Genomic DNA, 24,085 nt, shown 5'->3' on the forward strand with positions numbered 1-24,085 from the left:
ACCGGTTCAGCCTCACGCGGCGGGTTGACGGCACGCTGACCCGGACCTGATGCGGGGCGTGTCAGCGCAGGCCGGCCTCGAAGGCGTAGATCGCCACATGGACGCGGTTGCGCAGGTGGAGCTTGTGCAGCAGGTTCTGCACATGGGTCTTGACCGTGTGCTCGGACAGCGTCAGTGACTGCGCTATCTCCGTGTTGGACAGCCCCCGCGAGACCAGGTCGAGCACCTGTCCCTCGCGGCCGGTCAGCGCGTCCGGCGGCACGTCGGAGACGGAGGTGGTGCCCCGCGGTCGGGCGGGAGCGCCCGCCGCGGCCGGCAGCGGACCGCGGGCCAGGGCATAGCCGGCCGCGGCCAGGGACACGGCGGCGGCGAGCTGCCGCGCCGTGGTGGTGGCGGGCAGGTGGCCGTGCAGGGCGGACGCGGTGCGCGCGTCGGGTTCGCAGCCGCCGACGGTGAGGACGGGCAGCGCCGGGTCGACGTCCTCAAGGACTGCGGCGACCTCGCGGGCTTCCCGCAGGCCGTGCAGGACGAGCACATCGGGGCGGTGCGCGCGCAGCGACGCCACGGCACGGGGCCCCGGTTCGTCGTCGCCGACGAACGTGATGTCGTCATGGCTGTCGAGCAGCGACCTCACCCCCGCCCGCGCGAGGGCGTCGCCGCCCACGAGGAAGAGCCGCACCCCGCCGGGCGCGGACGCCGCGGCACCGCCGGGCAGCACCCGCAGCTTGGCGGACGGTACGAAGTCGATTCCCGCTTCCGGCATGACGCGCCCCCTCACGCACTCGTGGACGCCGAGCACGCTATCCGGCGCGCGGCACGCTGCCGCCCTCTCTCCAGCCGGATTCAAGGGCCCGGCAAGTGCTTCCGGAGCCGGGCACGCCGCGCGCCGGCCTCACCCGGGCTCCGGCACGGGGTCCGCCATGGCCGCCGCGAAGCCCGGGTCGAGCATGGTGCGCGCCGAGGTGTCGTTCGCCGCGTCGAGTCCCGTGTCGTGGCAGGCGGTGCTGAGGAGATAGCGGCCGAGCGCCCGGTGCGTGGCGAAGGACCACTCGTCGCGCGAGGCGAGGGTGCCGTCGGGGGCGAGGAGACGGCCCGTGCCAAGACCGAACCCGAACTCCGTGAATCCCAGCCGCATCCCCTGGCCGAGCGCCTTGGTGTAGGCCTCCTTCAGCGTCCACAGCCTCAGTGTCTGTGCGGTCTGTTCGCCCTCCGGCAGCGGGGCCAGCTCCGCCGCCTCCGTCGGCGTGCACATCTGGGCCTGCAGCAGGTCGAAGCGCATGCGGCGGTCGGCGGGCTCCGCGTCGACACCGATCCGGCCGTCCCTGCTGAGCCCGACCGCCATCAGGTCACCGGTGTGCGTGAGGCTCACGTCGATCTGGTCGAAGCCGCGCAGATACGGGCGTCCACCAAGGCGGTAGGACAGATCCAGCGACTCCGCCTCCGTGCGCAGCGCGGCGGCCGCCGTGTACTTCATCAGCAGCCGCGAGGCGACGAAGCGGTAGCGGACCGTCGGGTCGGTCATACGGCGGTAGCGCGTCCAGTCCCGGCCGAGCAGATGGCGCAGCCGGGTGTGGGTGAGGGCGGTGGGCAGCCATTCGCCCCAGGTCGTGAACGCCACCGCGTTGCCGTACTCCGTCAGATTCTCGTGCACCTTCCGCCACGGCCCGCTGGGCAGGACATGGATGGGTGCGCCGATCCCCGGATGGTCCATGGTGTCTCCCCTCCCTCTAGCCCGCGATCCGTGTGTCGTACACGTCGAGACTGCGGCCCTCGCGGAACCGCAGGAGCACCTCCGACAGGACCGACTCCGTCACCCCGTCGGGCAGTTCGGGGACGGGCACGCCGAGCCTGCGGCCGATCCGGGACAGGGCGAGAACCGCCCAGGCGGGCTGCGAAAGGAACGAGTCGGTGCCGTCCTGGCCCTGCCACACCCCGAGGCAGGCGGCGGCGGCGAGCACCAGGGCGTACCGGTCGGCGAGCGCGCAGGCGCGCGGGTCGGCGAGTGTGGCGCGTACGGACTCCGGGAGCGCGGCGCACTGTTCGCGCAGCGCCCGCATCTCCTGGACGAACGCGTCCGCGAGGTCGGCGAGTGCCGCCCACTGGGGCCCGGCCGGGCGCAGCGCGCCGAGTCGCTCGCCGGCCCCGACCAGGGTCGCGGTCAGCACGTCGTCGCTGCCCGACAGGGTCAGCTTGCGGTAGTCGAGGGCCGGGACGGGCGCGGACAGCAGGAAGAGCCGCGCGGTGGGCTCCTCGGTGCGGAACCACGACGTCCGGGCGAGCGCGCGCAGTTGGGGTATCAGCACGGCCTGGCAGGCCGCGCTCCCGGCGTGACCGAGTCCGGCGACAGGCAGGTCCCGTACGAGTTTCTGGAAGCCGCCGTAGAGCGGGCCCCGGTCATAGCCGTGGAAGCCGAGCACGGTGGCGAGTTCCTCCAGGTCCTCGCGCAGCAGGTCCGGCATGGTCAGCTTGACGGCGGCGGCCATCAGGTGGGCGCTGTCGGGCAGCAGGCTCAGCGCGCGCAGCCCGGTGACGGCCATGCTGTCGCAGGCCAGCAGGTCCGCGAAGACACCGGCGAGCACCGTGTGGTGACGGCGCGCCGGCTGCCCGGCGGGGCGTCCCGCGGTGGCGGCCCGCACCGCGAACCGCAGCGCGCTGTCCACCCCGGCGACAACGGTGCCGGGGATCAGACAGCGGTTGACCATGAAGGTGCGCAGGGCGAGGGACACCCCGTCGCCGACCTCGCCGACGAGGGTGTCGGCCCGAACGCGGCTGTCGGTGAACTCCAGCCCCGCGAACCGGCTGCCGCGCATTCCGGGGGTGGGAACGCGCTGCAGCCGGCGCAGACCGCCCGGCGGGAGCCGCTCGGGATCGAGCAGCAGCACGGAGTGGCTTCTTGGGCCTGCCGAGGTCGCCGTGCGGGCGTACATGACGAACGCGTCCGCCCGGTCGGCGTTGATGACGACGTCCTTGCGGCCGCCGAGAACGAAGCCGCCGGGCACTGAGCGCGCGGTGAACTCGTCCCGCAGGATGGCGTTCGCGTGGGCGAGTTCGTGGTGCAGGATCGTGACGCGGCCACCGCCCCCGTCGAGCAGCAACGCGGCCGTACGGGCACGCTGTCGGTCGTCGCCCGCCGCCCAGACGGCGGACGCGCCGAACAGGGACGTGATCCCGTAGCCGAAGCCGAGGGCCACGTCGCGCCGGAACACCGGCCGCAGGACGCGGGCGAGCACATCCGGGCGGGCGAGCCGGCCGCCGAGCTCCCGGGGGACGAACTCGGCGGTGAGACGGGCGTCGGTGAGCAGTTCCTCGGTGGCTTCCGGTACGCGGCGCCGGTCGTCGGCGTCGAGCAGACTGCGGTAGCCGTGCGGGTTGTGCGGATCGTCGGGGTCGCCGAGGAGCGCCTCGATCCAGGCGGCGCGCTCGGCGCCGTCCAGCGGCGCTTCGCCGGCCGCGGTCCGGGGCGGGGCGGGCGGCCCCGCCCCGGCGGCCTCGGGTGCCGGTGGCGTCAGCGTCTCGGTCACAGGACAGTGACCGCACTCTCCGCGTGCTTCTTGGCCAGGTTGAGCGTCGCCGTGCTGTTGCGGCCCAGGGCATCGCGGACGTAGCGGCGGGCCCGCGCGATGTCCGCGTCCTCGCCGAGCACCTTCGCGATGTTCTCCTCGCGCAGCACCACGCTGTGCTGCGAGATGACCGTGGTGCCCGTCTCGTCGGGCACCACGGACCACTCACCGGTGTGCGCCGCCATCAGCGCCGGCGTGGCCGTCTGCTTGTAGACGATGCGACCGGCGTGCGGGAAGCACACCCGGACGGACTCGGTCGTGTGCGACGAGCCGTCGGCGGTACGGGTGTCCATCGACATGACCTGTACGCCCGGCTCGTCCTCGGTGAAGTCGAGCCGGGAGACGTGGGGCACCAGCTCCGGCCAGTCGCCGATCCGGTAGAGGAAGTCGTAGACCAGCTCGGCGGGACCGTGGACGCGCACCGAGTCCTCGAACGACAGGACCAGCTCGTCGAGCCGGGCCCAGCGCTCGGCGAGCCGGCTCAGATTGTCCAGCTCGGCACGGCTGTTGGTGGCGGTGGCCCGCTCGACCCACGCCACCTCGTCCGGGTCGTCGTCGGCGACCGTGAAGTCGTGCAGCAGCGTCAGCCGCGACCGGTCGGCCCCGAGCGAGTCGACGATCCAGGTGCCGCCCATGGACTGGACGGGGGCGGCGGGCAGCTCCTGACGGAACTCGACGCGGCGCCGCTCGGGGTCCAGAGTGCGGCGTGATGTCCACGACTTGACCTGGTCGTTGGCGGTCGCCCACATGCGCAGCCGCTCGTGTCCGCCGTCGAACTCGAGCTGCTCCACGTGCACGCTGGGCGGAAAGTACAGCGGCCACTTGACCGCGTCGGCGATCAGGCCGTAGACGACGCCCGCGGGCGCGCCCACGTTCACCTCGTGCGTCGTGCGGTGCACTCGCTCAGCGGACATGTCCAGTTCCTCACTTCCGGATCAGGAGGCGGCTTGGGCGGCGGTCAGAAGTTGCCGAGGCCACCGCAGACGTTGAGCGCCTGTGCGGTGATGGACGCGGCGTGCTCGGTGGTCAGGTAGCCGACGAGTCCCGCGACCTCCTGCGGTGTGGAGTAACGGCCGAGCGGGATCTTCGCCTCGAACTGTTCCTGCACGTGGTCCTCCGTGGTGCCCCAGGCGTCTGCGTAGCCCTGGCGGACCCGCTCGGCCATGGGCGTCTCGACGTAGCCGGGGCAGACCGCGTTGACGGTGACACCCCGGGGGGCGAGCTCCTTGCCGAGCGCCTTGGTGAAGCCGACGACGCCGTGCTTGGAGGCGGAGTAGGGGGCACCGAGCAGGACGCCCTGCTTGCCGGCGGTCGAGGCGATGTTGATGATGCGGCCGCCCTGGGCGTCGGCCAGGCCGCCGTTGTTGAGCACCTCGCGCGTCAGCAGGAAGACTCCGTTGAGGTTGGTGTCGATGACGTCGTACCAGAGGTCGTCGGTGATGCCGGCGGTGGGGCCGCCGCCGCTGCGTCCGGCGTTGTTGACGAGGACGGTGATCGGGCCGAACGCGTCGACCGCGGCGCGGACCAGGGCTGCCATGGACTCGGCGGAACGCACGTCGGCGGCGGTGCCGTCGACCTCCAGGCCCTCCTCGCGCAGGTCCTCCACGGTCTGCTTGACCTGCTGGGCGGTCCGCGCGCAGATGAAGACGCGGTGGCCGAGACGGCCCAGTTCACGGGCGACGGCCAGGCCGATGCCGCTCGTGGCGCCCGTGACCAGGGCGACCGGCTTCGCGGGCGACGGTGAAGACGGCGGTGACGGCTGTGACTCCTGCGTCGTCATCGTGTTCTCTCCATTTCCATGGCGCCGGTGATGGTCTCGGTCTCGACCGTGTCCTGAACGGCTCGAAGGCCACCTGAGCGGCGCTTGAGAGGTGCTGCACGATCACCGGCACGGGGACGTACGGGGGCGAGCGCCTCGGCGAGCGCGCCGGCGGTCAGGAAGTCGCCCCGCGCGGCGAGGTAGCCGTCGGGCCGGACGAGCGCCCAGGAGCCCGCCGCCAGGCCCAGGGCGGCACACAGGGCGCCGTCCGGGTCGGGCAGCGGCCGGGGCCCGGCGCCGCTGCCGCCGACGGAGCGCACGGACAGCCACGCGCCGTGCTGCCCGGCCGCGTCGCGGGCGGCGCGCACGGGGACGCCGTCGGCGTCGTGGCCGCCGGGGGCGACGAGCAGGGTCCAGCGCACGTCGCGCAGTTCACGCACCAGCGCGTCGCTGACCGTCGCCGCCCCGGACACGCGCTCGCCGGGCGCGGGCACGTGCCCCCGGCGCGGGACCATGACGGGCGAGGCGACGGGCGTCACGATGGGCACGGGTTCGGGCCCGCCGCCGGTGGTCAGGGAGGACCGGGCGTAGCCGAGGCGCAGCCCCGACATACCGCCGAGGACCTTGCGCTGGATGGCGCGCCGCAGCGGGGGCAGGTTGCGTACCACGGAGAAGACGACGGGCAGGGCCACCGCGGCCAGGGCGTTCTTGAACTGGACCAGCGAGGTGGCGGTGCGGGTCGAGCCGAGCAGGGCTTTGCCGACCGGGACACGCTCCTCCCCGTACGTGTCGAGCAACGGCCGCTCCGCGTAGCCCCGGTGGACCATGGCGAGCTTCCAGGCGAGGTTGTACGCCTCCTGGACGCCGGTGTTCATGCCCTGCCCGGAGGCCGGGCTGTGCACGTGGGCGGCGTCCCCCGCGACGAACACGCGGCCCTCGTGCATCCGCGGAACCATGCGCTGCTGGAAGGTGAACACGGACGTCCACTCGGGTTCGCCGACCCGTACCGCGCTGCCGAGGCCCCGGGAGAGCTTCGCGGTGAACCGCTCGGCGGCGCCGGTCGCGTCGGGCCTGTCCGGGGCCGTGTCGAGCAGGCGCCAGTGGCCCTCGCGGGCGTAGGGGACCATCATCAGGGCCTGGCCGCCGGTGTGGACCCAGTAGATGCTGTCGGGCGGCAGGTCGGTGCTGACGGGGGCGTCGGCGAGCATCCAGGTGTCGCGGCTCTCGCCGAGCAGCGGCAGGCCGAGGGCCTTGCGCACGGTGCTGTGGCCGCCGTCGCAGCCCACGAGCCAGGGCACCGTGCAGATCTCCTCGGTCTCCCCGGTCTCCCCGGTCTCGCCCCTCTCCCCCGTCTGCCCCGTCTGCCCTGTCTCTCTGGTGCCGTCGGCGCGGGTCAGTCGCGCTCGTACGCCGGTCCCGTCCTGCTCGAACCCGGCCAGCCGGACGCCCCACTCGACCTCCACGCCGAGCCGGGCCACGGCCTCGCGCAGCACGGCTTCGGTGCGGGTCTGCTCGATGATGACGCTGTAGGGGTGGCGGGTGGGCATCGACGTGTAGTCGGCGTCGAGGCGGACCAGGCGGCGGCCACCGGCGTACATGGTGAACGCCCTGTTCCTGCGGCCGTGCCGAAGGATGCCGTCGACCGTTCCCATCTGGTCGAAGGTCTCCAGAGTGCGCGGGTGGACGGCGACGGCGCGGCTGGTGCGGGAGGGCCCGGACGCCGCGTCGACGAGCCGGACGCGCAGGCCCCTGCGGGCCAGTTCGTGGGCGGCGGTCAGGCCGACCGGACCGGCGCCGACGACGAGGACCGCCGGGCCGGGTGCCACGGGCCCGGTGCTCATCACAGGCCGGACGCGATCGGCACGGCGGCCGTGCCGGCGCTGCGCTCGGGCACGGTTTCGTACAGGGCGGGCTCCGGGGTGGCCAGTTGCTTGAGGCCGCCGACGAGCGCCCCGAAGGCCGGGCTCGTGACAGCGGCGCGGTGGGCCGCGGCGTCCTGCCAGTCGGCGAGTTCCAGGAACACCGGCTCGCCGCCGGCCAGACGCAGCGTCCGGTGGCCGAGGTATCCGGGCTGGGCGCTCATGTAGGCGGTGACACGGTCCTTGGCGGCGAGGAACTCCTCGACATCGCCGTGGACGGTCAGCTTGTTCACGAAGGTCACCATGGCGGGTCTCCTGTCGGGGGGCGGTGCGTGGTCGGTGGTTGGGTTCAGGCGGCGGCTTCGGCGGCGGCGAGGGCGCGCACCTTCTGCCTCAGCGCCTGCCGTTCGGGTTTGCCTGTGGGGGTGCGGGGCACGGCGTCGAGGGCCTCGACCCTGCGGATGCGCTCGAAGGGGGCGAGCCGCCGGTTGGCCTCCTCGGCGACCGCGTCCAGCGTGTCCAGCGTGTCGAGGCCGGTGTACGCGGCGCGGCGCGCTGTGCCGGTCGGGTCACGCAGGACGATGCCCGCCCAGACGACGGCTCCGTGCACCGCGTCGGGCCAGCCGACGACGACGCATTCGGCGACCCTCGGGTCCTCGGCGATGATCCGTTCGACGCCGGTAGGTGACACGAGTTCGTTGTCGTACTTGAAGACGTCGCCGAGCCTGTCCACCAGGAACAGGCGGCCGTCCTCGTCGAGCCAGCCGGCGTCACCGGTGGAGAACCAGCCGTCGGCGTCGATCCGGGACGGCTCGTCGTCGTTCAGGTAACCGGCCATCACCTGCGGCCCGCGCACCTGCACCTCACCGGTGGCCCACACGGCGACGGGCTCCCGCGAGCCGAGGTCCACGACACGGCATTCGGTACCGGGCAGGACTGCGCCGACGGCGCCGCGCACCGCGGGGTCGGCCGGGCGCTGCATGTGGGAGAGCGGGGAGAGTTCGGCGAGGCCGTACCCCTGGACGACGGGCACACCGAGCGCCTGCCGCAGGCGGTGGGCCGCCGCCGGCGCCAGGGCGGTGCCGCCGGACATGACCGCGGTCAGCCGCGGGCCCGCCGGAACGCCCTCACAGGCGGTGGTCAGCCGCGGGTCGTCGGCGAGCCGGTGCAGCCGGGCAGGGAGCCCGTAGTAGTGGGTGGCGCCCTCGCGGGCGGCCAGGGCGAGCGAGGCCACCGGGTCCGGGTCGTGGCACAGGATCTGTGAAGCGCCCGCGCACACGGCCGAGTTGAGGTGCATCACATGGAACAGCGGCAGGTGGTTGAGGGTGACCGAACCGGGGCCGAGGCCCTGGGCCAGGGCGGTCTGCGTGGCGTTGGCGACGAGGTTGCGGTGGGTGAGGCGGACGCCCTTGGGGCGTCCGGTGGTCCCGGTCGTGAACTGGATGCACACCACCGAGGACGGATCGACGTCCGCCGGTTCGTCCCGCTCGTACGGCCCGTCGGGTGTCTCGTCGAGGGCCACGTGAAGGGGGACGGTGTCACCGGGGACCACCGCGTCGTCGGCGTCGGTGACGACGATGGTGTGCAGCAGCGGCAGCCGGTCGCGCATCTTCATCAGCTGCTCGCCGGTGGCTGCCGGTACCAGGGCGATCTCGACGCCGGCGGCGGCACAGACGTGGTGCAGCGCGTGCTCGTTCACCAGCGGATTAATCAGCGCGACGGTGTTGCCGCTGCGGCTGGTGCCGTAGTAGGCGGCGGGGAAGACCGGGTCGAGCGTGTTGGCCACGCCGACCACGGCGCCCCGGCGGCCGACGGCGCGCGCGAGGAAGCGGGCGATCCGGTCGGCGTGGGCGTCGAGCTGCCCGTAGGTGACGGTGCCTCGCCCGGTGGTGAGGGCGGGCGCGTGGGGGTCGCGTGCGGCGGCGCGACGCAGAAGGCCGTCCAGTGGCAGTTCCGGGTACGTGAAGTGCGGCACGGCGTGCGGCCCCCTTCGACGGGCTGACTGGTTGACGTGCTGTGTGCGTGCGGTTGCGCACCACGCTCGGCGCGTGGGCTCGAGAAATGTTCGAAAGCCGCTCAACCCCGGCCTCAGAAGGTGGGGGGACCCGGCGGAGTCCACCGCCGCACCGAACGGAGTGGCCATGACCGCGCAGCTCGAAACCGCCCCGCACTCAACGGCGTTCGGCGCCCTGTACGCGCAGGTGCAGCAGTTCTACGCGCACCAGATGCAGCTCCTCGACGGCGCCGAGTCACAGCGGTGGGCGGACACCTTCACCGAGGACGCCGTCTTCGACGTGCCGACACTCGCGGAGCCCGTGCGCGGCCGTCCCGGTCTGGTCGCGGCCAACCGCGGCGCCGCGGCGCGGCTCGCGGAGGCGGGCGAGCGGCACCGGCACTTCATGGGCATGTTCGATGTGGTGGAGCGCCCGGACGGCGCCCTGGACGTGCGGTCGTACACGACCGTCTACGCCTCGGTGATCGGCGGCGTCTCCCGCGTGCACCGGGTGTGCGTGTGCGAGGACGTGCTGGTGCGCGGCGCGGACGGGCGGTTGCTCGTGGCGACGCGCAAGGTCACCCGCGACGACCTCGGGTGAGCCGGTTCGTCCCGGTGGTGCCGGTTCAGGCGAGGCAGCAGGGCGGTCCGCCGTTGAACTCGATCATCTCGCCCAGTGCGGCCTGCCTTTCGGACATGGGCAGCGGGGCGTCGGCGGGCAGGCCCTCCAGTTCCGCGTACGCGCGGCGGAGGTTGGGGGCCAGCCGCTCCGGGTCGAGGAGGTCCGCGTAGCGCCCCAGGTGTGCGCCGCGCGCCGTCCGGATCGGTGTCAGGCCTGCCCGCAGGCCCTCCTGGGCGAGCCGCTGCACCAGGCGCAGATAGCCCTCGACGGCGTCGAACGTCTCGGGGCCGCCGACCGGTCCGTGTCCGGGTACGACGGTGGTGTCACCGAACGCGCGCAGCCGCCCCAGGGCTGCCAGCGATCCGGCGATCGAGCCCATCAGGCAGAAGGGCGTCACGCCGTTCATGACGAGATCGCCGGTGAACAGGACCCGCTGCCCGGGCAGCCAGACCACGGTGTCGTTCGAGGTGTGGGCGGGCCCTGTGTGTTCCAGCTCGGCACGGATCGCGCCGACGTGCAGGGTGAGGCGGTCGCGGTAGGTCACGGTGGGCGGCGCGAGCTCGATGCCGCCCCACACCACGTCCGGCCACAGGCCCGTCAGGTGCAGCCCGGCCGCCATCATCTCCGTACGCGTGCGCTCGTGGCCGATGACGACGGCCTCGGGGAAGACGAAGTTGCCGAAGGCGTGGTCGCCGTGGAAGTGCGTGGTGACGACGGCGCGCGGCGCCACGGGGTTCAACTCCAGTGCGGTGGCCCGCAGATGACGGGCCCGGGCCTCGGTCGCCGTGGTGTCGACGAGGGCGCTCTCACCGCCGGACACGATGATGCCCGCGTTGTTCAGGCACCACCCGCCGGGCGGCTGGAGATACGCGTGGACACCTTCGCCGACCTCGACGGCGCGGCCGAGCGGAGCGACGGCGGGCACCGGGGGACGGTCGGTGGTAGTGGGCTGCACGGCCGGTCTCCTCACACAGTTCTCGGTCCCACCGAGCGTGCTGCGCACGCCTCGCATCGCGGTGGACAGCGGGCCGCACCAGAGGCTGCGCGACGGGGCCGGGCCCGGCGCGAGCCGGTCTCGAGCGGTCGTCGACCGTTTCCCCGGACCGTTGCGGCCTACGGGTCCACCGAGCGAGGGAGCCAGCATGGCCGAGCGGCGTCGATGGTCGTCCCTACTGTTGCGGGAGGTCTGGTCCGGGCTTGTCGCCCTCGGCGCGGTGTACGTGACCGGTGAGACGAGCCGCTCGCGCACACCGCGCGTACTCCTGGCGCAGCCTCCCGCCGGCCATCCCGAGCGGCTGCGCCCGGACGTGCCGCTGACGTCGCTGGAGCTGGCCCTGATACGGGAGTTGGAGACCCGCTGACGTTCTGCCGCAGCCGCTCCGGTGCCGCCGGACACGCGCTAGGACCGGTCGAAGAGATCCGTTCGTACGTGGACGGGGACTCGGCCGTGGGCGATTCGGGACGTGATGCGCGGGCCGATCGGAGTCCGGGTGACCAGCTTCGCGGCGCCCGCCCTGGCGAGCGTCGCGACGCGTCCGGACGTGCCCAGGAACGCCTTGGCCTGCAGGCGCTGGACTCGGGTCACCGCGTCGGCGGCGGGCCCACGCAGTTCCTGGAAGCGGGCGAGGCGTGCGCGGCTCACGTCGCCCGCGCGCAGCGCCTCGACGAGAATGGGGTGGAGCACGGCGGCGTCCTGCAGCGCGAGGTTGATGCCCTGGGCGCCGAGGGGCCCGTGGGTGTGCCCGCTGTCCCCGACCAGGACGAGCCCGTCGTCGGCCCACGACGGGGCACGCGCCGCGAACACGTCGAGCAGCTTCAGATCCGCCCGGCTCGTCAGGTGCCGGTCGATGAGGTCGGCGAACTGCGGTACGGCGACGGCAAGTTGGTTCTTGATCGCGGTGAGGCCGGCGTCGGCGACCTCGGGCCAGGCGCGGTGCGGCAGCGTCCAGCCCACGCGGATCCGGTCGGGGTAGGTGTCGTGGACGAGGACAGCCGTGCCGGCCGCGCGGTGGATGCGCACGAGCCCGGTGGCCCGGCCGGGCGCGGGCAGCGAGAACCACACCACGTCCTGGTCGAACGCCTCGGTGCGCCCGGCGTCGATCCCGGCCAGCGCGCGGGTCTTGGAGAACCTCCCGTCGGCGGCGACGACCACCCGGGCGGGCACAGCCACCCGGCGCCCGCCGGGTCCGCTCGCCACCGCCCCCGTGTACCGGCCGCGCTCCTGGAGCAGCTCCTTGACCCGGTGCCCGTCGAGACAGGTGAAACCGGGCAGCCGGCGGCAGGCCGCGAGCAGGGCGTCGAGCAGGTGGCGCTGCGGCAGCGCCAGGAGCCGGTCGTACGGTGCGTCCAGGCGCCGGTAGTCGATGTCGAGCAGCAGGCGGTCGCGCTCGAGGACCTGGAAGCCGCGCAGGGTGCGGTCCCCGCGGGAGCGCGCGGCGGCCAGCACCCCGAGTTCGTCCAGGATCCGCTGGCCACCGGGCTGGAGTATCTCGCCGTGGAAGTCGCGTGCGAAGGCCCGTGACTTCTCCAGGAGCGTGACGCGCACGCCGGAGCGCAGCAGCATCAGGCTCAGGGCGAGGCCGGCCGGGCCCGCGCCGACGACGCAGACATCGGTGCGGTGCGTGGCGGGGGTGGTGGCGGCGCGCTCCGCCTGCTCCGTCTGCGCGGCTCGCCCCGTCTGCCCGGACATGCTCAGGCCACGGCCCTGGCGGCAGCCAGCGCCCGGTCGACCAGGGCGAGGAGGGCGCGCGGGGTCTCGGCCTCGTCGAGGCCGTCCTCGTCCAGGCTGATCCCGTATTCGCGCTCGATGCGTCCGGTGGTCTGCAGGAGTGCGAGCGAGTCGTAGCCGAGTTCCGTGAACGTGACGTCGATGACGTCGCCGTCCAGGTCGACGCCCTCCTCCTCGCCGGCGCACTCGCGCAGCAGGGTCTTCAGGTCGCTCAGTTCGAGGCGGTCCATGGTCTCTCCGTTCGGGTCGCGAAGCTGCGGGTCGGGCGGGGTGCGAGGGCGGACGGGGCTTACGCGGGGGCGCTGACGACGGCCGCCGAGTTGAACCCGCCACGGCCGCGCGCGAGGACCAGCGCGTGCCGCAGCCGGATCCCGGTGCGGGTGACGGTGACCAGGTCGACGGGGCAGTCGTCCGCGGGCCGCGCCGTGCCGGTGGTCGGCGGGATCACCTGGTCGCGCACGGCGAACAGGGCGGCTGCCAGGTCGAGCGAGGCGCCGCCCGCAAGGAGACGGCCGGTCATCGACTTGGGGGCGGTGACCGGTACGCCGCAGGCGCCGAACACCTCGGTGAGCGCGGCCGCTTCGGCCCGGTCCGCGGAACGCTCGCCGGCCGCGTCGGCGAACACGACGTCGATCTCGTCGGGCCGCACGCCAGCGTCGGCGAGCGCGATCCGTGCGGCGTCCACGAGGCGGGGCGTGCCGGGGCCGTCGAACGTGGCGGCGTATCCGGCGATGGTGCCGTACGCGGCGGCGCCGCGCGCGCGGGCGGCCGCGGCGTCCTCCAGGACGAACAGCGCCCCGCCCTCGCCGACGACGTGTCCGGTGGCGTCGGCGGCGAACGGCAGATACGCGGCGGCCGGGTCCTCGACGGTGCTCAGGCCACCGCCGGCCAGATGGGCGGCCCAGCCCCACGGGCACAGGCCGGAGTCGACCCCGCCGGTGATCATCACGCGGGCGCCCTTGCGGATCTGGCGGCGGGCGTGCGCGACCGCGTCGAGGCCGCCCGCCTGTTCGGACACGACGACTCCGCTGGAGCCGCGCAGTCCGTGCCGGATGGAGATCTGGCCGGTGTTGACGGCGTAGAACCAGGCGAAGGACTGGTAGGCGCTGACGTACTGACCGCCCTTGCTCCACAGCTCTTGAAGCTCACGCTGGCCGAACTCGAAGCCGCCCGCGGAACTGGCGGTGACCACGCCCGCGCTGTAGGCGGGCAGGTCGGCGGGATCGGTTCCGGAGTCGTCCAGAGCTTCCTTGGCGGCGACCAGCGACAGTCGGGTGACCCGGTCGGTCTGTCTCAGGAGCCGGCTGGGCAGATGTTCCTCGTCGAGGAAGCCGGGGACCTCGCCCGCGATGCGCACCGGGTAGCCGCTCGCGTCGAAGCGGGTCAGGCGGCGGATCCCGCTCTCGCCGCGCAGCACGGCGGCCCACCAGGCCTCGGCGCCCAGGCCGTTGGGGGCGGCGACGCCGATGCCGGTGACGACGGTGCCCGTGGTGGACGGGGCGAGGGCCGGAGCAGCCGGCGCCTCCATGGTCGCTGTGCTCATGCTGCCTCCTGCAGTCGCGGCCGGGTCAGGACGATGGCGCTCTGGAAGCCGCCGAAGCCGCTTCCCACGCTGAGCACCGTGTCGGTGCGCTGTTCGCGTGCCGTGAGCGGGGTGTAGTCGAGGTCGCAGGCCGGGTCGGCCTCGTGCAGGTTCGCCGTCGGGGGCACGGTGTTGTGCTCGATGGCGAGGGCGCTCGCGGCGACCTCGAGGGCTCCGATCGCACCGAGGGAATGCCCGATCATCGACTTGATGGAGCTGACGGGCGTCCGGTACGCGTGGTCGCCGAGGCTGCGCTTGAACGCGGCGGTCTCGTGGCGGTCGTTCTGCTTGGTGCCGGAGCCGTGGGCGTTGATGTAGTCGACGGCGGCCGGGTTCAGGCGCGCCTCGTCGAGCGCGGCCCTGATGGCCTCGGCCATTTCCTCACCGTCGGACCTCAGTCCGGTCATGTGGTACGCGTTGGAGCGCCCGGCGAATCCGGCGATCTCCGCGTACACGTGGGCGCCGCGACTGCGGGCGTGCTCGAACTCCTCCAGGACCAGAACGGCGGAGCCCTCGCCGAGCACGAACCCGTTGCGGGTGCGGTCGAAGGGGCGTGAGGCGGTCGCCGGGTCGTCGTTGCGGGAACTGGTCGCCTTGATGGCGTCGAAGCAGGCCACGCTGATCGGGGAGATCGGTGCCTCGGTGGCCCCGGCGATCATGACGTCGGCGCTGCCCTCGCGGATCAGGTCGACGGCGTGGCCGATGGAGTCGAGGCCGGAGGTACAGCCGGTGGACACCAGCGAGACGGGTCCCTGGGCGCCGGTGGCCAGGGCCACTTCGGCGGCCATGGAGCTGGGCACGAAGTAGTCGAAGAGGTGGGCGACGGCCTTGGTGTGGTCGACCTCCCACCGGGAGCCGTTCTCGCTGACCACTCCGTACTCGTTGTCGAGGCCGGTGGTGCAGCCGAGCGCGCTGCCGAGCGTGACGCCCGTACGCACCGGGTCGAGTTCGTGGCCGAGGCCCGCGTCGGCGACGGCCTCGCGGGCGCTGGTCAGCGCGAACTGGGCGGCCCGGTCGAGGCGGGCGGCCTCGCCGGGCGTGAACCCGTGGGCGGCCGCGTCGAAGTCGGCCTCGGCGGCGATGCGCGAGCGGAACGAGGACGCGTCGAACAGGGTGATGCCGCGGGTGGCCGTGCGGCCCGCCGTGAGCGTCTGCCAGTAGTTGTCGGTGCCCACGCCGCCGGGGGCGACGACTCCGATGCCGGTGATGACGGCGCGTCTCATCGGTATCCCCTCACAGTTGTCCTCCAGCAGGTCCGGGTACGAGCGCGGTGCGGCGCGCCACGCGGCAGGCACGTCCGATGAGCGGGGGCAGTTCCGGGCCGCGTACGAAGAAGTGGTCGCCGGGCACCGTGCGGCGCACGAAACGACTGCTGGTCCAGCGCTGCCAGCCGGCCAGTGCGGCCGGCCCGACCACGGGGTCCTCGCGGCCGCCGACGGCGAGCACGGGCACCGGCACTGGGCCCTTGGCGACGTCGTCCACGGCGGCGGCGCGCAGCGCGCGGGCCAGTTTGAGGTCGTCCCGCAGCACGGGCAGGACGGTGCGGTGCCAGACGCTGCCCCGCTCGGCGAGCGCTCCGTCCGGCGCGGAACCCAGGTCCCCGACGAAGCGCAGCAGTTGCTCGTCGGTGATGTCGCCCGGGTCGGCGGCGGGCGCGACGGTGTGCGGGGCGGGGCAGGCCCCGACGGCCAGCAGCTGGGGACCGGGCAGGCCGGCGTCGAGGAGGGCGCGGGTGAGGGTGTGGGCGACCATGCCGCCGAGGCTGTGCCCGTACAGCGCGTACGGGCCTTCTTCGGCGGCGGCGGCGAGCGGGCCGAACAGATCGTCGAGCAGAGCGCCGCGGTCCGTCGGTCGCGGCTCGCGGCGCCGGGCCTCACGCCCCGGGAGCAGCATGGGGACGATGTCGATGCCCGGCCCGCAGCGTTGCTGCCAGCGGCCGAAGCTCGTCACCCCGGCGCCGGCGTGCGCGAAGCAGTACAGCCTTACGTCCATGGGACCCGAGCCTCGCCGACCGGCCTGGAGAACGACTTGAACCGGCCGGCCACCCGCACCGAAGCGGCCGTCAGGCGGCGTACAGGTCGAACGTGGAGGAGCGGCGCGGCCCGCAGATGACGTCGAGCTTCGGGTCGACGGCGAGCATCGCGTGGTGCAGGCGCTGGAGCTGCGGCGCGGGTTCGACACCGAGCTCCTCGATGAGCCGGCCGCGCAGCCGGTGATAGATGCCGAGCGCCGCCGCCTGCCGGCCGGAGCGGTAGAGCGCCACCATGGCCTGCGAGTGCAGTCCCTCGTGCTGCGGGTGACGGGCGATCAGATCGGTGAGTTCGGCGATGACCTCGACATGGCGGCCGAGGCGCAGATCGGCGTCGATGCGGCGCTCACGGGTGACGAGCCGGCTCTCCTCCAGACGCATGACCTCGATCGACAGGATGGGCCCGACGCGCACGTCGACCAGCGCGGCGCCCTCCCACAGGTCGAGCGCCTCCCGGTAGGCGCGGGCCGCCTGCTCGTCCTCGCCCTCGTCGGAGGCCTGCTGCCCCTCGGCGACCAGACGCTCGTACTCGCGTACGTCGACGGCCTCGGACGGGATCTGCAGGAGGTAGCCGCCGTGCCGGGTGGCCAGTACGTCCTTGGCGGCGCTCGGCACGCCGGGCCCCATGGCCGTGCCGAGGCGTCGGCGCAGCTGGAGTATGTACGTCTGGAGGGTGGTGAGCGCGCTCTGCGGCAGCTCGGTCCCCCAGATCTCCTCCATGAGCGTGGGCACGGGCACGACCCGTCCCGGGTAGAGCGCGAGCAGTGCGAGGATCTGCCGTGGCTTGCCCGCCGTCGGAACGATCGACATCCCGTTGACGGCGGCACTCAGCGGACCCAGAACCTGAATCTTCATGGTCTCCTCCGTACCGGTATCCGATGGGCATCGATATTGCGCCGCAGAGCGGATTCCTGTCTTTTCCTCACGAGCCGGGGACGAGAGGCACCGTAGCCGCCCTCGATCTTTCGCAGCGTCATCCTCCAGGCGCCTTCGAGCAGTTCTCCACGCGCCTCTGTCTGACACGGCACTGACGCGGGCCTGACCCTTCGAATGGGGCGCCGACAACGCCTTCCGGAGGAGTCGCGGCGCTATTACCTTCCCTTCCATGAATACCCGTGAAAAGCGTGATGTGCCGGCGGAAGCGGATCCCCTGACCCGGCAGCTGCTGCGCCAGATGGTCGCCGGTGCGATGCAGCTCGAGCTGTCCGAACTCCCGGATGACGAGGGTGACTTGGTCAACCACGGCCTGGATTCGATCAGCACGATGCAGCTGATCGCCGCGTGGCACCGGCGCGGGGTCGAGGTGGGCTTTCCCGAGCTGATGGCCCGGCCCACGCTCGGCCACTGGTGGGAGCTGATTTCCCGCCCTGCCGACGGCACGCGCGCCGCCTGAACGGGCCGGTATCCGTGGGACGGTGGCCGGCTTCGCGCCTCAAGGCCTCACCCACGGTCCCTTGAGAGGCACTCGCGTCCGCCCCGCGAAAGCTCCGATCCGTCTATGGTCCGATAGCCGAAGAGCTATTCATGGTTTTCCGGGAAGCACCGGAAACGGATCACCAGACGGAGCCCCCATGGAATTCGGCGTGAACTTTTTCCCGGTCGTCGACCCGGCGAAGAAGAGTGCAAGCACCTATTACGACGAGAGCCTTCAACTGGTCGAGCTGGCCGAGGCGCTGGAGTTCGAACACGTCCAGACCGTCGAGCACTACGGCTCCGCCTACGGCGGCTACAGCCCCGACCCGGTCGTGTTCCTGACCGCCGCCGCCGCGCGCACCAGCCGCATACGCCTGGTGACCGGCGCGGTCGTCGCGTCGTTCGCCCACCCCGTGCAGATCGCCGCGCGCCTCGCGCTCCTCGACAACCTCTCGCACGGCCGCCTCGACGTCGGCTTCGGCCGCGGTTTCCTGCCCGACGAGTTCGAGCTGTTCGGCGTCTCCATGGAGGAGAGCCGCACCCGCTTCACCGAGGTCGTCGACGCGTGCATCGCCCTGTGGAGCGGCGAGGAGGTCCGCTTCGAGGGCGAGGTCCACCGGTTCGGCCCGGTGTCCGGCTTCCCCCTGCCCTACCAGCGCCCCCGTCCCCCGGTGTTCGTCGCGTCGGCGACGAGCGCAGAGTCGTGCGCGCTGGCCGGCACACAGGGCCACCACCTTCAGGTCGTGCCCTCCGTGACCAGTCAGCAGCAGCTGACGGAGATGACCGCCGCCTACCGCACGGCGCGCCGCGCCGCGGGGCACGAGGGTCCGGGCCGCATCCAGATCAAGTACACCTGCTACCTCGGTGAAAACCGTGACGTGGTCCTCGCGGACGCCCGCGCCAACGAGCAGAACTACGTGGACATGATGGCCGGCGCGGTCGCCTCCTGGGCGGGTGCGCGCTCCGAGCAGTACCCGGGCTACGAGAAGTTCGTGGAGAAGGCGCGTGCCTACGACTTCGACCAGGCCCTCGCCGGCCACAAGGTCCTCGCGGGCACGCCCGACGACGTGCGCGCGCAGATCGAGACGATCCGCGGCTGGTACGGCCCGGACATCTGCCTGAGCCTGCAGTTCAATCCGGGTCATCTGCCCTACGCGCGCGCCGTGCGCGCCATGGAACTGTTCGCCGCCGAGGTCGCCCCCGCCTTCGCCGACTCCGCCGTCGCGGCCGCGGCCGCGGCCGCGTGAGAGGGGTGAACGGTATGCAGCAGCCTCTGCGCCTGTTCGTCTTCCACCACGCCGGCGGCTCCCACCTGTTGTACCGCGAGTGGCCGGCCAAGCTGCCCGCCCACTGGGACGTGCGTCTCATGGACGCGCCCGGCCGCGGCCGCCTCACAGGCGAACCGCCGATCGACGACGCGGGTGAGCTGGCGGCCTTCTTCCTGCGCCGCCTCGCCGCCGATCTGACCGGCCCGTTCGCCTTCTTCGGGCACAGCATGGGCGCGCTCGTCGCGTACGAGATGACGCGTCGCCTCGCCGCCGAGGGGCGTGAACTGCCGGTGTGGCTGGGCCTGTCGGCGCGCGGCGCGCCACGCCCGCTGGGCGAGAACACCCGTCGCCACGCGCTGCCCGACGAGGAGCTGCGCCTCCATCTCGCCGCGATGGGCGGCACGCCCGTCGAGGTGCTGCGGGACCCCGACCTGTGGGAGATGTTCGCCCCGGCGATCCGTAACGACCTGAAGCTGGTGGAGAGTTGGCGCCCGCTTGCCGACACCCCGGCGCTGACGATGCCGGTCGCCGTGTACGGCGGCATGAAGGACGTCGTCGTACCGCCCGAGCGGCTGGCTGCCTGGGAGCAGCACGCCGAGCGCTTCCAGGGGCTGCGGATGTCCGAAGGCGGCCACTTCTACTTCCAGGCCGACCCGCGCCCGCTGCTCGGCCTGATCACCCGGGACGCGACGGCCGCCCTGTCGGCGGCGGTGAGCCCGTCATGACCGGGCCGGACGCCGATATAGCCCACACAGCAGACTCAGCCGACACAGCCGACGTAGCCGTTGTCGGCCTGGGTGCCTGGGGTGCGAGCGCGCTGTGGCAGCTGGCCCGGCGCGGCATCCGGGCGGTCGGGATCGAGCGCTACGGTCTCGCCAACATCAACGGCTCCTCCCACGGCGAGAGCCGGATGTTCCGCACGGCGTGCCTGGAGCATCCCGCGCTGGTGCCGCTGGCCCAGCGTTCGCGGGCACTGTGGCGGCAGCTGGAGAACGAGACGGGCACCCGCCTGTTCGAGCCGACCGGCGCGATGCTGATCGGGCCCGAGGACGGCCGGATCGTGGGCGGCGCCCTGCGGGCGGCCCGTGAACACGGCCTGGACATCGAGGTGCTGGACCGCGACGCGCTGCGCCGGCGCTGCCCGGCCCACGAAGGACTGCCGCAAGGCCACATCGGGGTCGTGGAGCCCGCGGGCGGACTGACCCTGCCGGAGGCGACGATCCGGGCGGCGGTCGGTGCGGCCCGCGCCGCGGGGGCGCGGATCCTCACCGACACGCGCGTCACGGCGTTGGAGTTCACCGGGCCGGATGTCGCGGTGCACACGGCCGCGGGCCGGGTGCTGCGCGTCGGGCAGGTCGTGGTGTGCGCCGGGCCGTGGCTGGACCAGCTGGTGCCCGGCCTGCCGCTGGAGGTCGTACGGATGCCCACCACGTGGTTCACGCCCGAGGTGCCGGACGAGCGGTTCACGCTCGGGCGGCTGCCGGTGTTCATGCGTGAACTGGACGGCGGGGACGTGCTCTGGGGCCACGGCACGCTGCCGGGGGGCACCGAGGTGAAGCTGGGTCTGGAGGACGGCGGCAAGCACTTCCGGGTCGTGGACCCGGAGACTGTGGACCGGTCCGTCGCACCGGCCGACTGGTCCGTGCTCGCCGGGCATCTGGCGACGACGGTGCCGGGCGTGGGCCCGGACCCGTCGCGGGTCACCGCGAACCTCTACGCGCGCACGCCGGACGGCCAGTTCGTCATCGGCAGGCCGCGCGGCAAGCCCGGGCTCGTGGTCGCGGGCGGCTGCAGCAGCCACGGCTTCAAGCACTCCACGGGCATCGGCGAAGTGGTCGCCGACCTCGTCCAGGGCAAGGAGCCCGCGTTCCCCCTGGGCTTCACCGACCCCGACCGGTTCGAGTGACGCGCGTGCCGCGTGAGGCGTGACGCGCGAGGAAGATACGAGGGAGAGATGCAGTTCCGCATTCTCGGTCCCGTGGAGATCCAGGACGAGCGAACCGGCCTGAGGATTCTTCCGACGGGCGCCAAGCAACGCGCCCTGCTGGGCGCACTCGTGGTGAAGTCCGGGCAGGTCGTGTCCGTCCACCGGCTGATCGACGAGCTGTGGGGCGAGCACCCGCCCGCCAACGCGACGAACGCGCTGCAGGCCCATGTGGCCCGGCTGCGCCGGCTCCTGCCCGTGCCCGAACCCGGATCGGGCGAGCCGCACCACGAGTGGATCGTGACGCGCTCGCTCGGCTACGTCCTGCGCCTCGGCCGGGACGCGACGGACACCACGGACGCCGCGCGGTTCAACGAGCTGGCCACCCGGGGCCGGGCCGCCGCCGCGGACGACCCGCAGCACGCGGCCGAACTGCTGCGCAGCGCCCTGGCGCTGTGGCGGGGACCCGCGCTGGAGGGCAGTGTGCGGGGGGACATCTGCGCGGCCGAGGCGGCGCAGCTGGAGGAGAACCGGCTCACCGCTCTGGAGACGCTGTACGACGCGTGTCTGCGCGCGGCGCGGCACGACGAGATCATCGGCGAGCTGGAGGAGCTGACCACGGATCATCCGATGCGGGAGCGGTTCTACGACCTGCTGATGGTGGCCCTCTACCGGTGCGGACGCCAGGCCGAGGCCCTGAGCGTGTACGACCGTGCGCGCAAGCGCCTGGTGCACGAGCTGGGTGTGGAGCCGGGTCCCGCGCTGCGCGGCCGGATGGACGCGATCCTCCAGCACGATCCGGGTCTCGCGGCGCCGGGGACGGCCGAGTGGGTGGCTTCGGTGCACCCGATGCCGCTGCCGGCGCGGACCGGCGTGCCGGGACCTTCGGGCGTGACGGGCGGGGATGCCGGGCCCGACGCGACAGTGCTGAGCCTGAGCGGGGAGATCACCCGGCTGCGGCACCGCATCGAGCGGCTCTCACTGGAACAGGAGGAGCTGATGCGCCGGTTCGACCGGCTGACCGCGCATCCGGCGGCGGGCCAGTAGGCCCGCCGCCGGGCGGTCGGCGGGTCAGATCCGGTGCTCGCGCGCCGTGTGGAAGCCGCGCCGGTACCACAGCAGCGGATCGGCCACCGGGGCACCGGGGCGGATCTCGGCCGGTGTCCCGAGCACGAGGTCGTGGTCCCCGGCGCGGACGATGCGCGCCGTGCGGCAGCGTACGAGGAGCGCCGCGTCCGGGAGGTACGGCGTGCCGGACCCCTCCCACGCCGCGAATCCGCCGCCCGTGAACCGGTCGACGTCCTGCGTGGCGAAGCGCCGCGCGAGGGCCCGGTGGCCCTCGCCGAGCACGTTGACCACGAACTCCTCGGCATGCGTCAGCGTCGCGTGGCAGCTGGAGGTCAGCGCGATCCCGACCATGATCAGCGGTGGCTCCAGCGAGACGGAGGTCACCGAGCTGGCCGTGAAGCCGCGGCGCTGCCCGTCCGGGTCGAGGGCGGTGACGATGCTGACCGGTGCGGCCAGCAGCGCCATCGCGTCCCGGAAGGCCTGCGGGGCGACCACGGGGCGTGTCTTTTCCTGCAGTCCTGTCATGCGTGCTCCTCGATCACGGATACGGCGTCCGCGAGCGGGCGCAGCTCGCGGTGCGGTGCGGGCAGCGACACCTCGCGCGGCGCGGCGCGGCCCCAGGGAAAGCCGTCATGGACCTCGAGCCGCCGCGGCGCTGAGCCGTCCGCCCCGCGCTCCACGCAGAGGGACACCAGCACCTGCGGGCGCGGCGCCAGTTCGGCGAAGCACCAGCGGTCCGCGCTGTCGCCCGCGGGCGGCCTGAATCCCAGCACGCCCTGTTCCTCGTCCAGTTCGAAGGCGAACGAGTCGAAGGGCAGCCCCAGGCCGAGACCGCGGGCCTTGGCGTACGCCTCCTTCAGGGTCCACAGCCGCAGCGTGGCCCGGTCGCGCCTCGCACCCTCCGCGATGGCGGCGAGGTACGAGCGCTCCTCCGGCGCGAACGACTCCACGATCCACTCGAAGCCGCGTTCGCCGCCCCGGTCGATCCGCTCGATGTCGATACCGACCCGGCGGTCGCGGGCGACGGCGACGACGTTGAAGCCGTGCGCGTGCGAGAGGTTGAAGTCCAGGTCGCGCCCGCCGCCGGGCAGGCCGCCGGGCGGCGACTGGAGGAAGGGGCGGCCGCGCGAGGAGCGCCAGATCGTGGCGTCGGCCTCGGGGATGCCGGTCTCCAGGGACAGCACGCGCCGTACGAGGCTGTGGGCGACGAGGTACTGCCGCCGGTCGCGCTCGAACAGGAACCGGCCGGCGATCTCGCGCTCGTGCTCGTCGAGCCAGTTCCGCGCGAGCAGGGTGCTGGTCGCCTCGTCGAGGCCTTCGTTGGGGCAGAACCAGATCCCCACGGTGTCCCGGCCGCCGCCCGGGCGCTCACCGGTCATCGAGTGCCCGCCCCGGTCAGGAGCTGGTCCCGCTCGCGGCGGATCTGGCGCAGCATGCCGGCGAGCACCCTGCCGGTGCCGATCTCGGTGAACTCGGGCTCGGGACCGTAGACGCCGGTGAGGATCGCCTCGACGGTCTCGTGCCAGCGCACCGGCTGGTGGATCTGCTGGAGCAGGGTCTCGCCGATGCGGTGGTGCTCGTAGGGGCGGGCGGTGGCGTTGGCGATCACCGGGTACGCGAGGGGGCGGAACGGCGTTGCCCGTACGACGGGTCCGAGGCTCTCGGCGGCCGGGGTCATGTAGCGCGAGTGGAAGGGGCCGCTGACGTCGAGGCGGCGCACCATGCGGGCGCCCGCGTCCTCCAGGATCGGCCCCGCCTCCGCCAGGTCGTCGGCCGGTCCCGCGAGAACGATCTGGCCGGGGGTGTTCAGGTTGGCCAGGTCGAGGGAGCCGAACCCGGCGCGCAGCAGCAGGAAGCGCAGCCTGCTCTCGGGCAGGCCGATGACGGCGCTCATGCCGCCGCCGGTGACCTCGGCCATCGCCGCGGCCCGCGCGGCGACGAGCCGCAGCCCGTCGGCGAAGCCGAACGCACCCGCCGCGTGCAGGGCGTTGTACTCGCCGAGGCTGTGGCCCACCGCGAGGTCCGGGCGCTCGCCGCCGTCCTCCAGGTGGGCGCGGTGGGCCAGGGCGTTGACGACGAACAGGGCGGGCTGGGTGTAGCGGGTGTTGCCGAGCTGCCCTTCGGGGTCCTCCAGGCACAGCCGGCGCAGGCTGTAGCCGAGCACGTCGGCCGCCTCCTGTTCCGCATCGGGAAAGCGGGCGAACAGTTCCCGGCCCATGCCGACGCTCTGGGCGCCCTGGCCGGGGAACATGAAGATCCGCGTCATGGTGGTCACTTCCT

The 24,085-nt window shown here is 73.1% G+C and carries 25 protein-coding genes; 7 read left to right on the plus strand and 18 right to left on the minus strand.

The genetic code is table 11. The features are described from left to right. Window positions 1-61: 61 nt before the first annotated feature. The 8 genes from OG574_RS52170 to OG574_RS52205 form a co-directional block, all read right to left on the minus strand. A complete protein-coding gene (locus OG574_RS52170; RefSeq protein ID WP_326779378.1) occupies window positions 62-763 on the minus strand; it encodes a response regulator transcription factor in 702 nt (233 codons plus the stop codon). A 129-nt stretch (window positions 764-892) separates the two neighbouring features. Continuing rightward, window positions 893-1,711 (minus strand): 4'-phosphopantetheinyl transferase family protein, encoded by an 819-nt coding sequence (locus tag OG574_RS52175; RefSeq protein ID WP_326779379.1) that lies wholly within the window; start codon window positions 1,709-1,711, stop codon window positions 893-895. A 16-nt stretch (window positions 1,712-1,727) separates the two neighbouring features. Next, the gene (locus tag OG574_RS52180; protein WP_326779380.1) at window positions 1,728-3,521 is read right to left on the minus strand and encodes an acyl-CoA dehydrogenase; all 1,794 of its coding nucleotides are present in this window, start codon (window positions 3,519-3,521) and stop codon (window positions 1,728-1,730) included. Next, complete coding sequence (locus OG574_RS52185) at window positions 3,518-4,474, minus strand: aromatase/cyclase (RefSeq protein ID WP_100598476.1); 957 nt, start codon at window positions 4,472-4,474, stop codon at window positions 3,518-3,520. Before OG574_RS52185 ends, OG574_RS52180 begins: the two co-directional genes overlap by 4 nt. A gap of 44 nt (window positions 4,475-4,518) precedes the next feature. Continuing rightward, window positions 4,519-5,340: a 3-oxoacyl-ACP reductase FabG gene (fabG, locus tag OG574_RS52190; RefSeq protein WP_326779381.1), complete on the minus strand. Its 822-nt coding sequence runs from the start codon at window positions 5,338-5,340 to the stop codon at window positions 4,519-4,521. Then, window positions 5,337-7,145, minus strand: a complete 1,809-nt coding sequence (locus OG574_RS52195; protein WP_326779382.1) for an FAD-dependent oxidoreductase — start codon at window positions 7,143-7,145, stop codon at window positions 5,337-5,339. Before OG574_RS52195 ends, fabG begins: the two co-directional genes overlap by 4 nt. 14 nt (window positions 7,146-7,159) lie before the next feature. Further along, on the minus strand, window positions 7,160-7,483 hold the full coding sequence (locus OG574_RS52200; protein ID WP_100598479.1) for an antibiotic biosynthesis monooxygenase family protein: 324 nt from the start codon (window positions 7,481-7,483) through the stop codon (window positions 7,160-7,162). A 44-nt stretch (window positions 7,484-7,527) separates the two neighbouring features. Continuing rightward, window positions 7,528-9,153, minus strand: a complete 1,626-nt coding sequence (locus OG574_RS52205) for a class I adenylate-forming enzyme family protein (RefSeq protein ID WP_326779383.1) — start codon at window positions 9,151-9,153, stop codon at window positions 7,528-7,530. A gap of 166 nt (window positions 9,154-9,319) precedes the next feature. Between OG574_RS52205 and OG574_RS52210 the strand changes: the two genes are divergently transcribed. Beyond that, entirely contained in the window at window positions 9,320-9,772 is a 453-nt protein-coding gene (locus OG574_RS52210) for a nuclear transport factor 2 family protein (protein WP_100598481.1), read from the plus strand. Between the two features lie 25 nt (window positions 9,773-9,797). On the opposite strand, the gene OG574_RS52215 is transcribed toward OG574_RS52210, so the two are convergent. Beyond that, on the minus strand, window positions 9,798-10,748 hold the full coding sequence (locus tag OG574_RS52215) for an MBL fold metallo-hydrolase (protein WP_442816969.1): 951 nt from the start codon (window positions 10,746-10,748) through the stop codon (window positions 9,798-9,800). A gap of 187 nt (window positions 10,749-10,935) precedes the next feature. On the opposite strand from OG574_RS52215, the gene OG574_RS52220 reads away from it, so the two are divergent. Continuing rightward, window positions 10,936-11,154, plus strand: coding sequence for a DUF6059 family protein (locus tag OG574_RS52220; protein ID WP_234374773.1), 219 nt, complete (start codon window positions 10,936-10,938; stop codon window positions 11,152-11,154). Window positions 11,155-11,192: 38 nt separating this feature from the next. Here the strand turns inward: OG574_RS52220 and OG574_RS52225 are convergent, their stop codons facing one another. The 6 genes from OG574_RS52225 to OG574_RS52250 all read right to left on the minus strand — a co-directional run bounded on the left by OG574_RS52225 (window position 11,193) and on the right by OG574_RS52250 (window position 16,987). Further along, a complete protein-coding gene (locus OG574_RS52225) occupies window positions 11,193-12,482 on the minus strand; it encodes an FAD-dependent monooxygenase (RefSeq protein ID WP_326779384.1) in 1,290 nt (429 codons plus the stop codon). A 2-nt stretch (window positions 12,483-12,484) separates the two neighbouring features. Then, window positions 12,485-12,751 (minus strand): acyl carrier protein, encoded by a 267-nt coding sequence (locus tag OG574_RS52230; RefSeq protein ID WP_326779385.1) that lies wholly within the window; start codon window positions 12,749-12,751, stop codon window positions 12,485-12,487. 59 nt (window positions 12,752-12,810) lie between these two features. Next, window positions 12,811-14,064 (minus strand): ketosynthase chain-length factor, encoded by a 1,254-nt coding sequence (locus OG574_RS52235; protein ID WP_398378181.1) that lies wholly within the window; start codon window positions 14,062-14,064, stop codon window positions 12,811-12,813. Continuing rightward, window positions 14,061-15,326: a beta-ketoacyl-[acyl-carrier-protein] synthase family protein gene (locus tag OG574_RS52240; RefSeq protein ID WP_100598505.1), complete on the minus strand. Its 1,266-nt coding sequence runs from the start codon at window positions 15,324-15,326 to the stop codon at window positions 14,061-14,063. Before OG574_RS52240 ends, OG574_RS52235 begins: the two co-directional genes overlap by 4 nt. Before the next feature lie 10 nt (window positions 15,327-15,336). After that, window positions 15,337-16,095, minus strand: coding sequence for a thioesterase II family protein (locus OG574_RS52245; protein WP_326779386.1), 759 nt, complete (start codon window positions 16,093-16,095; stop codon window positions 15,337-15,339). Window positions 16,096-16,165: 70 nt separating this feature from the next. Beyond that, window positions 16,166-16,987, minus strand: a complete 822-nt coding sequence (locus OG574_RS52250; RefSeq protein ID WP_100598487.1) for an AfsR/SARP family transcriptional regulator — start codon at window positions 16,985-16,987, stop codon at window positions 16,166-16,168. Window positions 16,988-17,237: 250 nt separating this feature from the next. On the opposite strand from OG574_RS52250, the gene OG574_RS52255 reads away from it, so the two are divergent. The 5 genes from OG574_RS52255 to OG574_RS52275 all read left to right on the plus strand — a co-directional run bounded on the left by OG574_RS52255 (window position 17,238) and on the right by OG574_RS52275 (window position 21,784). Next, the gene (locus tag OG574_RS52255; RefSeq protein ID WP_326779387.1) at window positions 17,238-17,525 is read left to right on the plus strand and encodes a phosphopantetheine-binding protein; all 288 of its coding nucleotides are present in this window, start codon (window positions 17,238-17,240) and stop codon (window positions 17,523-17,525) included. A gap of 178 nt (window positions 17,526-17,703) precedes the next feature. Next, window positions 17,704-18,792, plus strand: coding sequence for an LLM class flavin-dependent oxidoreductase (locus tag OG574_RS52260; RefSeq protein WP_326779388.1), 1,089 nt, complete (start codon window positions 17,704-17,706; stop codon window positions 18,790-18,792). 14 nt (window positions 18,793-18,806) lie between these two features. After that, window positions 18,807-19,538, plus strand: a complete 732-nt coding sequence (locus OG574_RS52265) for a thioesterase II family protein (protein ID WP_100598490.1) — start codon at window positions 18,807-18,809, stop codon at window positions 19,536-19,538. Beyond that, a complete protein-coding gene (gene solA / locus OG574_RS52270; RefSeq protein ID WP_326779389.1) occupies window positions 19,535-20,719 on the plus strand; it encodes an N-methyl-L-tryptophan oxidase in 1,185 nt (394 codons plus the stop codon). The genes OG574_RS52265 and solA overlap by 4 nt, the downstream gene beginning before the upstream one ends. 48 nt (window positions 20,720-20,767) lie before the next feature. Next, on the plus strand, window positions 20,768-21,784 hold the full coding sequence (locus OG574_RS52275) for an AfsR/SARP family transcriptional regulator (RefSeq protein WP_326779390.1): 1,017 nt from the start codon (window positions 20,768-20,770) through the stop codon (window positions 21,782-21,784). A gap of 24 nt (window positions 21,785-21,808) precedes the next feature. Here the strand turns inward: OG574_RS52275 and OG574_RS52280 are convergent, their stop codons facing one another. The 3 genes from OG574_RS52280 to fabD are packed head-to-tail and all read right to left on the minus strand — an operon-like array spanning window position 21,809 to window position 24,071. Then, entirely contained in the window at window positions 21,809-22,330 is a 522-nt protein-coding gene (locus tag OG574_RS52280) for a flavin reductase family protein (RefSeq protein ID WP_326779391.1), read from the minus strand. Next, window positions 22,327-23,184, minus strand: coding sequence for a 4'-phosphopantetheinyl transferase family protein (locus OG574_RS52285; RefSeq protein ID WP_326779392.1), 858 nt, complete (start codon window positions 23,182-23,184; stop codon window positions 22,327-22,329). Before OG574_RS52285 ends, OG574_RS52280 begins: the two co-directional genes overlap by 4 nt. Continuing rightward, window positions 23,181-24,071: an ACP S-malonyltransferase gene (fabD, locus tag OG574_RS52290; protein WP_326779393.1), complete on the minus strand. Its 891-nt coding sequence runs from the start codon at window positions 24,069-24,071 to the stop codon at window positions 23,181-23,183. Before fabD ends, OG574_RS52285 begins: the two co-directional genes overlap by 4 nt. Window positions 24,072-24,085 lie beyond the last annotated feature (14 nt).

The organism is Streptomyces sp. NBC_01445, from assembly GCF_035918235.1.
In the GTDB taxonomy this organism is placed as follows: domain Bacteria; phylum Actinomycetota; class Actinomycetes; order Streptomycetales; family Streptomycetaceae; genus Streptomyces.

Bases quoted from the DNA above. Each gene is read 5' to 3' on its own strand.
- OG574_RS52170 (WP_326779378.1), bottom strand. From the start codon at position 763: ATGCCGGAAGCGGGAATCGACTTCGTACCGTCCGCCAAGCTGCGGGTG.
- OG574_RS52175 (WP_326779379.1), bottom strand. From the start codon at position 1,711: ATGGACCATCCGGGGATCGGCGCACCCATCCATGTCCTGCCCAGCGGG.
- OG574_RS52185 (WP_100598476.1), bottom strand. From the start codon at position 4,474: ATGTCCGCTGAGCGAGTGCACCGCACGACGCACGAGGTGAACGTGGGC.
- fabG (WP_326779381.1), bottom strand. From the start codon at position 5,340: ATGACGACGCAGGAGTCACAGCCGTCACCGCCGTCTTCACCGTCGCCC.
- OG574_RS52200 (WP_100598479.1), bottom strand. From the start codon at position 7,483: ATGGTGACCTTCGTGAACAAGCTGACCGTCCACGGCGATGTCGAGGAG.
- OG574_RS52210 (WP_100598481.1), top strand. From the start codon at position 9,320: ATGACCGCGCAGCTCGAAACCGCCCCGCACTCAACGGCGTTCGGCGCC.
- OG574_RS52220 (WP_234374773.1), top strand. From the start codon at position 10,936: ATGGCCGAGCGGCGTCGATGGTCGTCCCTACTGTTGCGGGAGGTCTGG.
- OG574_RS52225 (WP_326779384.1), bottom strand. From the start codon at position 12,482: ATGTCCGGGCAGACGGGGCGAGCCGCGCAGACGGAGCAGGCGGAGCGC.
- OG574_RS52230 (WP_326779385.1), bottom strand. From the start codon at position 12,751: ATGGACCGCCTCGAACTGAGCGACCTGAAGACCCTGCTGCGCGAGTGC.
- OG574_RS52235 (WP_398378181.1), bottom strand. From the start codon at position 14,064: ATGAGCACAGCGACCATGGAGGCGCCGGCTGCTCCGGCCCTCGCCCCG.
- OG574_RS52240 (WP_100598505.1), bottom strand. From the start codon at position 15,326: ATGAGACGCGCCGTCATCACCGGCATCGGAGTCGTCGCCCCCGGCGGC.
- OG574_RS52245 (WP_326779386.1), bottom strand. From the start codon at position 16,095: ATGGACGTAAGGCTGTACTGCTTCGCGCACGCCGGCGCCGGGGTGACG.
- OG574_RS52250 (WP_100598487.1), bottom strand. From the start codon at position 16,987: ATGAAGATTCAGGTTCTGGGTCCGCTGAGTGCCGCCGTCAACGGGATG.
- OG574_RS52255 (WP_326779387.1), top strand. From the start codon at position 17,238: ATGAATACCCGTGAAAAGCGTGATGTGCCGGCGGAAGCGGATCCCCTG.
- OG574_RS52260 (WP_326779388.1), top strand. From the start codon at position 17,704: ATGGAATTCGGCGTGAACTTTTTCCCGGTCGTCGACCCGGCGAAGAAG.
- OG574_RS52265 (WP_100598490.1), top strand. From the start codon at position 18,807: ATGCAGCAGCCTCTGCGCCTGTTCGTCTTCCACCACGCCGGCGGCTCC.
- solA (WP_326779389.1), top strand. From the start codon at position 19,535: ATGACCGGGCCGGACGCCGATATAGCCCACACAGCAGACTCAGCCGAC.
- OG574_RS52275 (WP_326779390.1), top strand. From the start codon at position 20,768: ATGCAGTTCCGCATTCTCGGTCCCGTGGAGATCCAGGACGAGCGAACC.
- OG574_RS52280 (WP_326779391.1), bottom strand. From the start codon at position 22,330: ATGACAGGACTGCAGGAAAAGACACGCCCCGTGGTCGCCCCGCAGGCC.
- OG574_RS52285 (WP_326779392.1), bottom strand. From the start codon at position 23,184: ATGACCGGTGAGCGCCCGGGCGGCGGCCGGGACACCGTGGGGATCTGG.
- fabD (WP_326779393.1), bottom strand. From the start codon at position 24,071: ATGACGCGGATCTTCATGTTCCCCGGCCAGGGCGCCCAGAGCGTCGGC.